General features: G+C 69.2%; 11 protein-coding genes. 9 read left to right on the top strand and 2 right to left on the bottom strand.

The annotated features are described in order from the left end of the window. Nucleotides 1-7: 7 nt before the first annotated feature. The 6 genes from ACFY3J_RS10165 (at nucleotide 8) to ACFY3J_RS10190 (ending at nucleotide 7003) form a co-directional block, all read left to right on the top strand. Entirely contained in the window at nucleotides 8-1177 is a 1170-nt protein-coding gene (locus ACFY3J_RS10165) for an ABC transporter ATP-binding protein (protein WP_384186653.1), read from the top strand. Continuing rightward, complete coding sequence (locus tag ACFY3J_RS10170) at nucleotides 1177-2100, top strand: ABC transporter permease (protein WP_384186567.1); 924 nt, start codon at nucleotides 1177-1179, stop codon at nucleotides 2098-2100. Before ACFY3J_RS10165 ends, ACFY3J_RS10170 begins: the two co-directional genes overlap by 1 nt. After that, the gene (locus ACFY3J_RS10175) at nucleotides 2101-2901 is read left to right on the top strand and encodes an ABC transporter permease (protein ID WP_384186564.1); all 801 of its coding nucleotides are present in this window, start codon (nucleotides 2101-2103) and stop codon (nucleotides 2899-2901) included. 49 nt (nucleotides 2902-2950) lie between these two features. Next, a complete protein-coding gene (locus ACFY3J_RS10180) occupies nucleotides 2951-4378 on the top strand; it encodes an NAD(P)/FAD-dependent oxidoreductase (protein ID WP_384186560.1) in 1428 nt (475 codons plus the stop codon). A 201-nt stretch (nucleotides 4379-4579) separates the two neighbouring features. Then, entirely contained in the window at nucleotides 4580-6436 is a 1857-nt protein-coding gene (locus tag ACFY3J_RS10185; RefSeq protein ID WP_390840694.1) for a chitinase, read from the top strand. Nucleotides 6437-6550: 114 nt separating this feature from the next. After that, nucleotides 6551-7003 carry a hypothetical protein gene (locus ACFY3J_RS10190; protein ID WP_384186554.1) on the top strand — a complete coding sequence of 151 codons (453 nt, stop codon included), beginning with the start codon at nucleotides 6551-6553 and terminating at the stop codon, nucleotides 7001-7003. 40 nt (nucleotides 7004-7043) lie between these two features. On the opposite strand, the gene ACFY3J_RS10195 is transcribed toward ACFY3J_RS10190, so the two are convergent. Further along, nucleotides 7044-7739 carry a phosphatase PAP2 family protein gene (locus tag ACFY3J_RS10195; RefSeq protein ID WP_390840695.1) on the bottom strand — a complete coding sequence of 232 codons (696 nt, stop codon included), beginning with the start codon at nucleotides 7737-7739 and terminating at the stop codon, nucleotides 7044-7046. A 429-nt stretch (nucleotides 7740-8168) separates the two neighbouring features. On the opposite strand from ACFY3J_RS10195, the gene ACFY3J_RS10200 reads away from it, so the two are divergent. Together ACFY3J_RS10200 and ACFY3J_RS10205 are read left to right on the top strand one after the other, a co-directional pair. Further along, nucleotides 8169-8561, top strand: a complete 393-nt coding sequence (locus ACFY3J_RS10200) for a hypothetical protein (RefSeq protein ID WP_384186549.1) — start codon at nucleotides 8169-8171, stop codon at nucleotides 8559-8561. Between the two features lie 81 nt (nucleotides 8562-8642). Next, complete coding sequence (locus ACFY3J_RS10205) at nucleotides 8643-9920, top strand: VanZ family protein (RefSeq protein ID WP_384186546.1); 1278 nt, start codon at nucleotides 8643-8645, stop codon at nucleotides 9918-9920. Nucleotides 9921-10453: 533 nt separating this feature from the next. Here ACFY3J_RS10205 and gabT read toward each other — a convergent pair. After that, on the bottom strand, nucleotides 10454-11788 hold the full coding sequence (gene gabT, locus ACFY3J_RS10210) for a 4-aminobutyrate--2-oxoglutarate transaminase (protein WP_384186543.1): 1335 nt from the start codon (nucleotides 11786-11788) through the stop codon (nucleotides 10454-10456). Nucleotides 11789-12068: 280 nt separating this feature from the next. Here gabT and ACFY3J_RS10215 point away from each other — a divergent pair, with 280 nt between their 5' ends. Continuing rightward, complete coding sequence (locus tag ACFY3J_RS10215; protein WP_390840696.1) at nucleotides 12069-14498, top strand: ATP/GTP-binding protein; 2430 nt, start codon at nucleotides 12069-12071, stop codon at nucleotides 14496-14498. Nucleotides 14499-14659 lie beyond the last annotated feature (161 nt).

The raw sequence follows: 14659 nt of genomic DNA on the forward strand, positions 1-14659 counted from the left end.
GACAATGATGACGAAAGACAACAGCGGCGACGTCCGCCTCTCCCAGATCGGCAAGCGCTACGGCGCCTTCACCGCCGTGCACCCGCTGGACCTGACGGTCCCGCAGGGGTCCTTCTTCGCCCTGCTCGGCGCCTCCGGCTGCGGCAAGACCACCACCCTGCGCATGATCGCCGGCCTGGAGGAGCCCACGCAGGGCTCCGTCCATCTCGGCGACCAGGACGTGACGCACCTGCCGCCGTACAAACGCCCGGTGAACACAGTCTTCCAGTCCTACGCCCTCTTCCCGCACCTCGACATCTTCGAGAACGTCGCCTTCGGTCTGCGCCGGCGCGGCATCAAGTCGGTGAAGAAGCAGGTCGAGGAGATGCTGGACCTGGTGCAGCTGGGCGAGCAGGCCCGCAAGAAGCCGCACCAGCTCTCCGGCGGCCAGCAGCAGCGCGTCGCGGTCGCCCGCGCGCTGATCAACCACCCCAAGGTGCTCCTGCTGGACGAGCCGCTCGGCGCCCTGGACCTGAAGCTGCGCCGGCAGATGCAGCTGGAGCTCAAGCGCATCCAGACCGAGGTCGGCATCACCTTCATCCACGTCACGCACGACCAGGAGGAGGCCATGACCATGGCCGACACGGTCGCCGTGATGAACGGCGGCCGGGTGGAGCAGCTCGGCTCGCCCACCGACCTCTACGAGAACCCGCAGACCACGTTCGTCGCGAACTTCCTCGGCACCTCCAACCTGATCGAGGCCGAGGTCGACTCCCGCAGCGGCGAGGAGCTCGTCCTGAAGGCGGGCGGCGGCAAGCTCTCCCTGCCCCAGGCCCGCTGTTCCGCCCCGGCGACGACCGGCGGCAAGGTGCTCGTCGGCGTCCGCCCGGAGAAGATCTCCCTCACCCACGCCGACGACGCGGGCGAGATCCCCGACGGCCGCAACCGCATCACCGGCCGGATCTCCGAGTCGAGCTTCATCGGCGTCTCCACGCAGTACGTGATCGACAGCCCCGTCTGCCCCGGCTTCGAGGTCTACGCGCAGAACATCGACCGCGACGCCCGCCTGGTGCCCGGCGCCGAGGTGGTTCTGCACTGGAACCCGGCCCACACCTTCGGCTTGGACGCGGCGCAGTCCCTGCTTGCCGGGACAACGGGCTCCGCGGGCGTCGAGAGCGTCGAGGAGGACGCAGCCTGATGGCCGCCGTCACCGAGGCGCCCGCGCCGCCCACCACCCAGCAGACGAGACCGCCGCGCAGGTGGGGCCGCTTCACGCCGTACTGGCTGCTGCTGCCCGGCATCCTCTGGCTGGTCGTCTTCTTCGCGCTGCCGATGATCTACCAGGCGTCCACGTCCGTGCAGACGGGCTCCCTGGAGCAGGGATACAAGGTCACCTGGCACTTCGCGACCTACTGGGACGCGCTGTCCGAGTACTGGCCGCAGTTCGTGCGCTCGGTCCTGTACGCGGCCTCCGCGACGATCCTGTGCCTGTTGCTCGGCTACCCGCTGGCGTACCTCATCGCCTTCCGCGCGGGCCGCTGGCGCAACCTGATCATGATCCTGGTGATCGCGCCGTTCTTCACCAGCTTCCTGATCCGGACCCTGGCCTGGAAGACGATCCTCGCCGACGGCGGCCCGGTCGTGGGCGCCCTCAACGCGCTGCACGTCCTGGACGTCACCAACTGGCTCGGCTGGACCGCCGGCGACCGGGTGCTCGCCACCCCGATGGCGGTGGTGTGCGGTCTGACGTACAACTTCCTGCCGTTCATGATCCTGCCGCTGTACACCTCGCTGGAGCGCATCGACTCGCGGCTGCACGAGGCGGCGGGCGACCTGTACGCCAAGCCGTTCACCACCTTCCGCAAGGTCACCTTCCCGCTGTCGATGCCGGGCGTGGTCTCCGGCACGCTGCTGACCTTCATCCCGGCGGCCGGCGACTACGTCAACGCGGACCTGCTCGGCTCGACCGACACCCGCATGGTCGGCAACGTCATCCAGACGCAGTTCCTGCGGATCCTGGACTATCCGACGGCGGCGGCCCTGTCCTTCATCCTCATGGCCGCGATCCTCGCCATGATCACCATCTACATCCGCAAGTCCGGCACGGAGGATCTGGTTTAAATGGCCTTCGTCAACTGGCTCAAGCGCCACTTCGTCGTCATCGCCGGACTGCTGACGCTCGGATACCTGCTCCTGCCGAACATCGTCGTCACGGTCTTCTCCTTCAACAAGCCGAAGGGCCGCTTCAACTACCAGTGGCAGGCGTTCTCCATGGACGCCTGGAAGGACCCGTGCGGTGTCGCCGACATGTGCGGATCGCTGTCGATCAGCCTCCAGATCGCAGTCTGGGCCACGATCGGCGCCACCGCCCTCGGCACGATGATCGCCTTCGCGCTGGTCCGCTACCGCTTCCGCGCGCGGGGCACCGTGAGCTCGCTGATCTTCCTGCCGATGGCGATGCCCGAGGTGGTCATGGCGGCCTCGCTGCTCACCCTGTTCCTCAACATGGGTGCGCAGCTCGGCTTCTGGACCGTCCTGATCGCGCACATCATGTTCTGCCTCAGCTTCGTCGTCGTCGCCGTCAAGGCGCGCGTGATGTCGATGGACCCGAGGCTGGAGCAGGCGGCGCAGGACCTGTACGCCGGACCGGTGCAGACCTTCGTCCGGGTCACCCTGCCGATCGCGGCCCCCGGAATCGCCGCGGGCGCGATGCTCGCCTTCGCGCTGTCGTTCGACGACTTCATCATCACGAACTTCAACGCGGGCTCGACCGTGACCTTCCCGATGTTCGTCTGGGGCTCGGCACAGCGCGGCACACCCGTCCAGATCAACGTCATCGGCACGGCCATGTTCGTCATCGCCGTACTGCTCGTCCTGGGCTCCATGGCCATCGGCCGTCGCCGTACCAGGCAGAAGGCGTAACACCCGCCTCACCGAAACAACGAAATTGACTCTGTAGGGAGTTGAAATCATGGCCCCTGGCGCCATGAGCCGTGAGCACGACTGGACCACATCCCTCTCCGAGGCCCAGCCGGTCCCGTACTGGCTGGACGACCCCGGCAGGCCCCGCCCGGAGCCGGCGCTGACCGGAGCCGAGACCTGCGACCTGCTGGTGGTCGGAGGTGGTTACAGCGGACTGTGGACCGCGCTGATCGCCAAGGAGCGCGACCCCGCCACGGACGTGGTGCTGGTGGAGGGCCGCGAGGTGGGCTGGGCCGCCTCCGGCCGCAACGGCGGCTTCTGCGCCGCCTCCCTCACGCACGGCCTGCCCAACGGTCTCACCCGCTGGCCGGAGGAGATCCACAAGCTGGAGGAGCTGGGCGCCCGCAACCTCGACGCCATCGAGGAGACGGTCGCCCGCCACTCCATCGACTGCGAGTTCGAGCGCACCGGCGAACTCGACGTCGCCACCGAGCCGTACCAGGCCCGGGAACTGAAGGACTGGTACGCGGAGATGCAGGAGCAGGGCCTGGCCGAGGGCTTCGAGTTCCTCGACCGGGACGCGGTGCGCGAGCAGGTCGCCTCACCGACCTTCGAGGCCGGCCTGTGGGACCGCCGGGGCGTCGCCATGGTCCACCCGGCCAAACTCGCCTGGGGCCTGAAGCAGGCGTGCGTGCGCCTCGGCGTGCGCGTCTACGAGCGCACGCCCGCCCTGAGCCTGAGGCCGTACGGCGCCGGAATGTCCGTACGCACGCCCTACGGCCGGATCAGGGCCCGCCGGGTCGCGCTCGGCACCAACGTCTTCCCCAACCTGGTCAAGCGGGTGCGCTCGTACACCGTCCCGGTCTACGACTACGCCCTGATGACCGAGCCGCTCAGCGCCGAGCAGATGGCGTCGATCGGCTGGAAGAACCGGCAGGGCCTCGGGGACTCGGCGAACCAGTTCCACTACTTCCGGCTGTCGGCCGACAACCGCGTCCTGTGGGGCGGTTACGACGCGATCTACCCGTACGGCGGCCGGGTGCGCGCGGAGTACGACGACCGCCCCGAGACCTACGCCAAGCTGGCCGGGCACTTCTTCACCTGCTTCCCGCAGTTGGAGGGCGTCCGCTTCACCCACGCCTGGGGCGGGGCGATCGACACCTGCTCGCGCTTCTCGGCCTTCTTCGGCACCGCCCACCAGGGGAAGGTCGCCTACGCGGCCGGCTACACCGGCCTCGGCGTGGGCGCGACCCGCTTCGGCGCCGAGGTGATGCTCGACCTGCTGGCCGGTCGGCGCACCGAGCGCACCGAGCTGGAGATGGTCCGCAAGAAGCCGCTGCCCTTCCCGCCGGAGCCGTTCGCCTGGACGGGCATCGCGCTCACCAAGTGGTCACTGGCCCGCGCCGACGAACACGGCGGCCGGCGCAACCTGTGGCTGCGGACGATGGACCGCCTGGGCCTGGGCTTCGACAGCTGACACCTGAGAGGAGACCTCCCTCCCTCACGACGCGCCCCCGCGCGTCCACGGGGCAGGGAGGTCTTCGCATGCCCACGCGAAGACGGCAGCGGCCAGGGCCCTGGACATGTCGCTGATGCCACAGGTCTTGACAACCGAATTGGTCTGGACCAAATTGGGCGCGCTCCACCCTCCCCAATCCCCCCATGACCGGAGGCAGTTGTGGATCGCGACATACAGCCATCAGCCAGACCGGCCGGCCGGGCCAGGCGCCGGCTGCTCGCCGTGCTGACGGCCACGTTCCTCGCCCTGCCCGGCGTCACCGCGCTCACGACGACCGCGCGAGCGGCCGACGCGGACATCCTGCGCAACGGCGGCTTCGAGGCGGGCCTCGACGGCTGGACCTGCTCGGGGTCCGGTACGACAGTGAAGTCCCCGGTCCGCAGCGGCAGTTCGGCGTTGCAGGCGACCCCGGCCGGCAGTGACAACGCCCAGTGCACCCAGTCGGTGTCGGTCCAGCCGAACTCCCAGTACACGCTGAGCGGTTACGTCCGCGGCTCCTACGTCTACCTGGGCGCGAGCGGCACCGGCACCACCGACGTCTCCACCTGGACCCAGTCCGCCCCCGACTGGCAGCAGCTCACCACCACCTTCCGCACCGGCGCGCAGACCACCAAGGTCACGGTCTACACCCACGGCTGGTACGGCACGGGCGCCTACAACGCCGACGACCTCTCGCTCGTCGGCCCGGGCGGCAACATCGGCCAGCAGCCGCCCGCCGCTCCCACGGGTCTGAGGACCGGCACCGTCACCTCGACCAGCGTGGCCCTGTCCTGGTCCGCGGTGGCCGAGGCCACGAGCTACACGGTCTACCGCGACGGCACGAAGGCCCAGACGGTGACCGGCGCCTCCGCCACGATCACCGGTCTGTCGCCCTCCACCGCGTACGGCTTCCAGGTCGCGGCGGTGAACGCCGCGGGCGAGTCGGCGAAGTCGGCGACGGTGACGGCGAAGACGGCCGCGGACTCGGGCGGCCCGGGCGGCGGCACCACGGACCTCCCGCCGCACGCCCTGGTCGGCTACCTGCACGCGAGCTTCGCCAACGGCTCCGGTTACACCCGCATGGCCGACGTCCCCGGCAGCTGGGACGTCATCGACCTGGCCTTCGGCGAGCCGACGTCGGTCACTTCGGGCGACATCCGCTTCAACCGCTGCCCGGTCACCGAGTGCCCGAACGTCGAGAGCGACGCCGAGTTCAAGGCGGCCATCAAGGCCAAGCAGGCGGCCGGCAAGAAAGTCCTGATCTCCATCGGCGGCCAGAACGGCCAGGTGCAGCTGACCACGACGGCGGCCAGGGACATGTTCGTCTCGTCCGTTTCGCGGATCATCGACGAATACGGCCTCGACGGCCTCGACATCGACTTCGAGGGCCACTCCCTGTCCCTCAACGCGAACGACACGGACTTCCGGAACCCGACCACGCCCGTAGTGGTCAACCTGATCTCGGCCCTGAAGACCCTGAAGGCGAAGTACGGCGCCAAGTTCGTCCTGACCATGGCCCCGGAGACCTTCTTCGTGCAGATGGGCTACCAGTACTACGGCACGGGCAAGTGGGGCGGCCAGGACCCGCGCTGCGGCGCCTACCTCCCGGTGATCCACGCCCTCCGCGACGACCTGACCCTGCTCCACGTCCAGGACTACAACTCGGGCCCGATCATGGGCCTGGACAACCAGTACCACTCCATGGGCGGCGCGGACTTCCACATCGCCATGACCGACATGCTCCTCACGGGATTCCCGGTGGCCGGGGACGCGACGAACGTCTTCCCATCCCTGCGCCCCGACCAGGTCGCGATCGGCATGCCGGCCTCCACGAACGCGGGCAACGGATACGTCTCCCCGTCCGAGGTCACCAAGGCCCTGGACTGCCTGACCAAGAAGGCGAACTGCGGTTCCTCCACCACCCACGGCACCTGGCCGGCCCTGCGCGGCCTGATGACGTGGTCGGTCAACTGGGACCGGTTCGGGAACTGGCAGTTCCAGAACACCTTCGACGGCTACTTCGGACGCGGCCGCTGAGCTGTGAGCCGGTTCACTCCAACGAGCGGTCACAATCCGCGTAATGGCTGATGGGACACCTCCCTCTCCCTTGTGGCGCGGCCCGCGTCCACGAACGATGAGGGAGGTCTTCTCATGACTGGGGCGAAGACGGAGGTCGCCTGGCTGGCATCGGTCGCGCCGGACCCCGAGGCCTGCCGCTGGGAGTGGGAACGTAATCCCCGGGGGATCGCCCTGCTGCCCGCGGGCAAGGCCTGGGACGTCCTGATCCTGCCCGGGGTGCTCGGCGGTCCGACGCTCGACGTCCTGACCCGTTTCCTCGGCCGGCCAGGGCCGGTGCTGGCCGATTTCGGGGACGAGCGCACGGGCTTCTTCGTGCCGCCGGGCACCGCGGCCCGCTGGCTCGGCACCGGTGTCCGCACCGCGGGGCTCGGCACCTGGATCGTCGTGCCGTATCCGGGGCGGAGCACCGGCAGGGTGCGCTGGCTGGTCACCCCGGACGGCTCGGGCACCCTCACCGACCCGGCACTGCTGGAACTGTCGATGCACGAGGCGGCCGCGGCCCTGGCCCTCGAGGAGAAGGGCTGACACGGGGAGCCGACCCGAACACGCGGATGGGACACCAGTACTAGGGGGCGGCGTCAGTGGTCGCGGCGACGCCGATCAGCAGCCACAGTGCGGAGAGCAGCACGGAAGCCAGGCACCAACTGGCCACGACATCCAGGGGCCAGTGGTAGCCGCGCCGCACGAGCCCGTACGACACACCGAGCACGAGAGCGACGCAGACGGTGACGAGGAGGCGGCGGGCGATGGCGGTGCGCAGCCAGGGCAGGAGCACGAGCGCCGCGGCACCGTAGGCGACGGCGGCGGTGGCCGCGTGCCCGGAGGGGTAGTACCCGGCGCCGGGCGGCACGGCCGCTGTGCCGTGCCGGGCCGTCCACTCCTTGAGCGGCACGACGAACACCGGCACCAGCACGATCAACCCCGCCGCCCCGAGCGGCCCCAGCCACCACCGGTGGGTACCCGTGGCCCGCCCCCGCCGGATCACGTACCCGAGTACGACCACGAGCACGGGAACCGCGACCTGCACGTTCCCGAGGTCCGCGAGCAACTCGGATGCCCGGTCCGGATGCAGCAGAGCACGGCTGACCTCCCGGTCCACCCCCAGAAGCGGCCCATGGCTGACGACCTGCCAGGTGATCAGCGAGAAGCCCACGACGGAGACGCCTACAAGCCAGAGGAGAAGGAAAGAAACCCGCGAGGACACCACACGCACAGCTTCGCACCCCCCCCGGTCTGTCCTCAGCCCGGCAGATGTCGCCATGCAGATCAGCCCGTTCAAAGAGCGCGTTGGCTTCTCCCATGCCCTCCAGGGCCGTGTCCCGGCGGGCCAGGTCCTTCTCCAGCCGGGGCCTCACCGAAGCGCCGCAGGATCGCACCCTTCTTCCCGGTCGGGGCGGCGTCGTGCTCGGCAATCATTCACCGCACAGGGGCATCAATGAACTCGAGGCAAGCGGTGACGGGTTTCAGTCAAAGCCTGGGTGATACCAGCCATCTTCAAATCAAGTACGCCCCTTTTGTAGGGAAATTCCATGCTTCGCCAATACGTAAGGACTCAACCAGAAAGGTACTTGCGGCGCATACGGGGCACAGGGAAATCCTTGCCGTTTCATAGAAACCGCTTTAAGTTGATCTTCGCTGCGCAGCACAGGGAAAACTTCACAGCCTTTATTGGGCTCACCAGGAGGAAACCATGCGTCGTGCACTTCGCTCTGCTGTGGTGGTGACCGCGGCCCTTGCTTCTCTGGGTATGGGGGCAACCGCTTGGGCCGCCACCACGTCCACCAGCCTCTCCAACGGAAAGTTGACGTTCGAGTCGACCAACGGAAGGAGTGTTTCCGGCAACTCCAGCCTGTTCTACTCGGCGGTGTCGTACCAGAAGACCGGGGGCAGCGCGGTCTCGGTGAAATTCCTCGTAGACGTCGGGAGCAAGGAGTACGTGTCACCTGTTTACAGCGTTTCCTCGGGGCAGACCAAGTCGTACAGCTTCGGCGGAAACCCTGTACCCAGCTCCTGCCGCTCTGTCGGCGGAATGGACGTAGCGGGCCAGGGCTACTTCTGGACCCCCGCGCTGAACCCCTGCTGATGTTTGCCTGAGCAGCCGGGATGCCTCCAGAGGCATCCCGGCTTCCGCGTCGTTTCTGTGGCCGGGTGAGAGAAAGAGAAAATGATCGAAGCGTCGATCGGCGCATTGGCCAACCTGATTCCGGTATTCGTCGTTGCGTCGATCCTGGTTGCTGTCCCTGTTTATCTGCTGGCGCGAGCGAAGCGGAAGCCGGCTGTCGCTACCACCTTGTGGTCCATCTCCTTGGTGGGTGTACTGGCTGTCACTTTGACGCCAGGGGGAGCCGGAGTCGCAGAAAGCGGCATCGTCTGCTACGTAGGACCGTCTCTGGCCGGCACGCTGTCCACGACTCCCGGCAAATTGAACGTTCTGCTCTTCGTCCCCGTCTGCTTCTTCGGGGTCTGTGCCTTCCGTCGGCCTTTCGGTGTTCTCGCAGGCGGGTTGCTCCTGACCGCGGGGGTCGAACTGCTGCAGAGTCTGCTCCCGCTCGGACGATCATGCGTCTACTCCGATCTGGCAGCAAACGCACTCGGCTCCGGAATCGGCGTACTGTGCGCGGTTTCCTGGCAAGCACTCAAAAGGCAGAAGCCTTTGTTCGGGCTGCACGACGTACGGCAGGGCGGTCTGGCTCTGGGGGTCGGTGGGGTCGCTCTCGCCGCCATATTCTATTTCGGCGTAACGCCGGTATACGGTGGCCAGGAGTCCGTGGGTGCGACTGGCGCACAGGAAGAGTGGGCCCGATCCGTCGTTGATCAGGTGTACGGAAAAGGCGCCAATATAGTTCAGGTGCAGCAGCGGGAGGCCATCCCGGGTTTTCCGGGAAAAGTGGACATAACGACCGATAAAGGAAGCATGACTCTTCTGTGGCCTGACCGGAAGATTCAAAGCGCCTTCTCAGTGAACAACAAGGACGACGCCGGAACGCTTACTCCCGAAGAGTCCAAGAAGTCCGCAGAAGAATTTGCGAAGAAGTGGTACGCGGATGAAGTCAAGGGGAGTGAAGCCACTTTTGATCCGCTGGCGAAGGGAAAGGCGCCCTACGTCCTCAGTTATCGCAGGTACCGGAACGGCGTGATGCTGCCGCTGCGCCTCGATATCACGGTGACCTCGTCGGGGAGAATCATGGGTGTCAATGCTCAACTCGTTGATGACCCAGAAATGCCGGAACCGAGGCTGGATGAAGCAGCCGCGAAGAAGCGCGCCGAGCAATTGACCAAGCTCAAAGCGGGAGATCCCGCGTTCATGATCGCCCAGGAAGTTCTTGGTGACTGGCGTCCAGTCTGGATCGTGAACCTGATACGTGAGGGCGAGACCGAGCCCAAGGGTGCGGCAATTTACCTCGACGCGGTGTCAGGCGAACCGGTTCAACGCCAGGAATGATGCCGGCCCGCAGGCCAGAGGCCGTGGCCGACGGCTGCCAGGCCGGTGGGTCCCGCGGTCAGCACTCGGGAAGAACCGTTCTGCGCGGAGGGATCGGCCTGTCTCCGCCTCGGCAGGCGGGGAAGTGTGGTCGCCTGCTCTGAGCGAGGTGGCGGGGCGGCGGGGCGCGTATGCCGTAGGGCCGGCGCAAGGGGGGATGCGCCGGCCCTACGGGAACGGTCCGTCTGTTGTCGGCCGCCCGGATCGGAAGGCCGCGCGCCCCGGGGGGTTTGGGGCGGGCGACTGTCCGATCATTGAGGAGAACCGGAACCCGTGGGTTCCGGGTGTGTGCGCGAGGCACGACCAGGTCGAAGCTGGGGAGGCTACGGCCTGAGGCCGCCCACAGTCCCCTGTGGGCGGGTGTATCTCTCATCCGGGAAGAACCTACGGCAGCCGGTGGGCGGAGGACAGCGGGAACGGCGTCCTGCCATCCACCTCGCACACCTTCTTCACACGCTCTGCCGCCGGCTGCGTCAGGCGTGCATATCCGCCGCTCAGATGCGCGTGAACGCCTGCTCGATGATGTCGAGGCCCTCGCTCAGCAGGTCCTCGCCGATGACGAGCGGGGGCAGGAAGCGCAGCACGTTGCCGTAGGTGCCGCAGCTCAGGACGAGCAGGCCCTCGGCGTGGCAGGCCTTGACGAGCGCCGCCGTCGCCTCCGGGTTCGGCTCCTTGGTGTCACGGTCCTTGACCAGCTCGATGGCGATCATCGCGCCGCGGCCGCGGACGTCGCCGATGATGTCGAACTTGTCCTGCATCGCGATGAGGCGGGCCTTCATGATCTCCTCGATCCGCTTCGCCTTGGCGTTGAGGTCGAGTTCCTTCATGGTCTCGATCGCGCCGAGCGCGCCCGCGCAGGCCACCGGGTTGCCGCCGTAGGTGCCGCCGAGGCCGCCCGCGTGCGCGGCGTCCATGATCTCGGCGCGGCCGGTGACGGCGGCCAGCGGCAGGCCGCCGGCGATGCCCTTGGCGGTGGTGATCAGGTCCGGGACGATGCCCTCGTCCTCGCAGGCGAACCACTGGCCGGTGCGGCAGAAACCGGCCTGGATCTCGTCGGCGACGAACACGATGCCGTTGTCGGTGGCGAACTGGCGGATCGCGGGCAGGAAGCCCTTGGCCGGCTCGATGAAGCCGCCCTCGCCGAGCACCGGCTCGATGATGATCGCGGCCACGTTGTCCGCGCCGACCTGCTTGGTGATCTGGTCGATGGCCTGCTTGGCGGCCTCGGGGCCGGCGTTCTCCGGGCCGGTCGGCCAGCGGTAGCCGTAGGCCACCGGCACCCGGTAGACCTCGGGCGCGAACGGACCGAAGCCGTGCTTGTACGGCATGTTCTTCGCCGTCAGCGCCATGGTGAGGTTGGTGCGGCCGTGGTAGCCGTGGTCGAAGACCACGACGGCCTGGCGCTTGGTGTGGGCGCGGGCGATCTTGACGGCGTTCTCGACGGCCTCGGCGCCCGAGTTGAACAGCGCGGACTTCTTGGCGTGGTCACCCGGCGTGAGCTCGGCCAGCGCTTCGGCGACGGCCACGTAACCCTCGTACGGCGTGACCATGAAACAGGTGTGGGTGAAGTCGGCGAGCTGCGCGGAGGCACGGCGTACGACGGCCTCGGCGGACGCGCCGACCGAGGTCACCGCGATGCCGGAGCCGAAGTCGATGAGGCGGTTGCCGTCGACGTCCTCGATGATGCCGCCGCCGGCACGCGTGACGAAGACCGGCAGCGTGGAGCCCACGCCCTGCGCGACCACAGCGGTCCGGCGGGCCTGCAGCTCCTGCGACTTCGGGCCGGGGATGGCGGTGACGACGCGGCGCTCCTGCTCAAGTGCGGTCATGGGGGCTCCCTGATGAGATCTTGCGTACGGCGGCGTTTTTTGGACGCTTTTCCTTCTTTTCTCGCAGGTTAGGGCGGCGGGGAGGACGTGGGCATGCTCCATGTGGGCGTTGTCGGCGCCCGCGGTTGTCCGCGGTGGACATAGGAGGGACGCGGGCCGGAAAACGCGGGCACCGGCGCCGTGACCTGCGGCGTGCCGCGCAATCGGTGAACTCCCCTTGCGCGGGCGTTAGATTGACTCGCTGATGGTGGACGGAACGGCTGGTCAGGGGGCAAGGGCGATGGACGACGGGACGCAGGACGCCCGGGGTACGCACGCGAACCCCGTGCCACGCCCGGCGATGCCGCGGGACGCCCCCGCGACGCCACCCCGGCCGAGCAGCCCCCCGGCCGCGTCCGGCGCCTACGAGCAGTATCCCCAAGAGGGACCTGGGCACGGGCGGCTCCCCGAACGGCGGCCCGCCGTCGCCGAGTGGCTCGACACTCCCCGCCCGGCCGCCGCGCCCGGCATCTGGCGCTTCGGGCACCGCCCGCCCAAGGCCGCGAGGACGCCGGACCGGCTGCCGTCGATCACCGTCGTCGGGCTGCTGATCCCGCTGGTCGTGGCCCTGCTGGTGTGGTCGCTGTGGCGACAGGGCGCGCTGCCGTACCAGTGGGCGCCGCTGAAACTGTTCACCCCGGACGACTGGTGGTGGGGCGGGACCGTCTCCCCCAAGGGGATGCAGGGCCGCGAGGCCATGGTGGTCTACGACGGCGTGTTCTTCGCCGTGCTCGTCTACGCCGCCGGACGGCTGGGCAGCTGGCCCGACGTCGTACGGCACTTCGTCGGCCGCCGCCCGCAGCCCGCGCGGGCCCTGTTCGCCGCCGCCGGCGCCCTGATCGGGCTCAGCCTCGTTTTCCCCGGCGCCTTCCCGGGCGTCGGCTGGGACCCCCTGCCGGTCGTCGACCCCGTCTTCTCCCTGATCGTCCTCGTCTCGGGCGGCTACGGCCTGTTCGCCTCCCAGCTGTTCACCGACGCCCTGTACGCGCTCATCACCCTGCTGGTCGTCTGGCCGTTCGCCCGGGTCGGCGCCTGGTGGGCGTACGCCGGGGAACTCGCCGCACGCCGCCGGGCGGCCGCGGACCCCGTCGCCCCGCCCGCGGCGGACCTGCCGCGTTCGCAGTGGCCCGGACCGCGCCAGGCCGGGCAGTACCAGGCGGCCGACCTGCTGGCCGCCGAAGTGGCCGCCGGCCGGATGAACGACGTGGACTGCGCCCGGGTCGAGCGGGCGTGGGAGGCGGCCCGGCGGGAGGCACGCCCGGCCGCCTTCACGGAGACCGTGCTGCGGCAGGGCGCCGCCGCCTGGACGCACCCCTCCGGGGCGCGCGACCTGCCGGGCCGCACCGCCCGCCACGACCTGCTGGAGGGGCAGGTGCGCATCGGACGGTGGGCGGGGGAGCGGACCCCGCGCGACTACGAGGGGGCGGGTGCCGCCCTCGGCGCCGAGACACTCGCCACCTCGCTGCTGCTGGTGGGGCCGTCCGGGTCCGGGAAGACTCGCCACGTCACCGGGCCGGTCACCGAGGCGCTCACCCTCCAGGCCCTCACCGGAGCGTGCGCGGTGGTCGCCGTCTGTGCCGCCGGGACCCCGCTCGGCCCGGACTCCGCGTACGACGTGGTGGTCCGGATCGGCGACCCCGCCTCCGTCCACGACCTCGACCCGTACGCCGGGTCCGACGACCCCGACGAGGCCGCCGCCTTCCTGGCCGAGGCCCTGGCCGGCGACCTGGACACCGTCGGCGGGCAGAGCGCCGCCACCGCGCTCGCCCAGCTGCTCGGCCCCTACCGGGCGGCGCACGGGCACTTTCCGCCACTGCCGGCGCTGCGCGAACTGCTGGAGGGCGATCCGGGCGCGCTGGCGTCCCTGCGGGCGGCACTGTCGGCGGACGAGCACGCCGTGATGCGGCGTGAACTCGACGCCCGGATGCGGCAGGCCCGCTCCGCGGCCGACGCCGGACCTGCCCTCGCGGACCGGCTCGCGCTCCTGGACCGGCCGGCCTTCGCCGAGTTCTTCGGCGCGGCGGGGCCCGGCGGCCGGCCCTTCTCGCTGCGCGCGGTGGCCCACCATCCGCTGCGGGTCCGCGTCGACCTGCCCGAACGCGGACACGAGGAGGCGTCCCGGCTGATCACCCGGCTGGTCCTGGCCCAGTTCCACACCGTCGTACGGGACACCCGGCGCCCCCACTTCGCCTGTCTGGTCCTCGACGACGCCACCGGGGCCGTCACCGCCGAGTCGGTGCGCCGCGTCCAGGGGCTGCGCTCCCAGAACGCCGGCGTCGTCCTCGCGCTCCGGTCGGTCGCCGACGTGCCCGAGGCGCTGCACGGTCCGCTGCTGGGGGCGGTCGGCTGCCGTATGGCGCTCGCCGGCGTGACGACCTGGGACGGCAGCCGGTTCGCGCAGGCCTGGGGGACCGAATGGGTGGAGACCAAGGAGGTGGCCAAGCACACCGTCTTCGCCCACCAGCCGATGACCCGCGCCATCCACGCCCTGCGCAAGCTGGTGACCGGACGGGCCGTGACCACGGACGCCGTGACGACCCGGCAGGTGGAGCGGGAGCGCTGGTCCGCCTCCCAGCTGGCCCACGAGGTCCCGCCCGGGCACGCGGTGCTGTCGCTGACCGGTGTCCGGGGCGAGCACGCGCCGCCGCTGCTGGTGGATCTGCGGGGCTGAACGGAGCGGGGGCGAACGGAGCGGGGGTTTTTTGCGAACGCGGCGGGTACGGGCACGGCCGTAACGCGTTGACCGTACGGTGAGGCAGAATCGGCATAGGCCGTTCATACGTGACGTCCAAAAGATCACAATGATCATCCGATCTCCACCTCCGCACAAGA

The organism is Streptomyces sp. NPDC001231 (assembly GCF_042896885.1).
GTDB lineage: Bacteria > Actinomycetota > Actinomycetes > Streptomycetales > Streptomycetaceae > Streptomyces.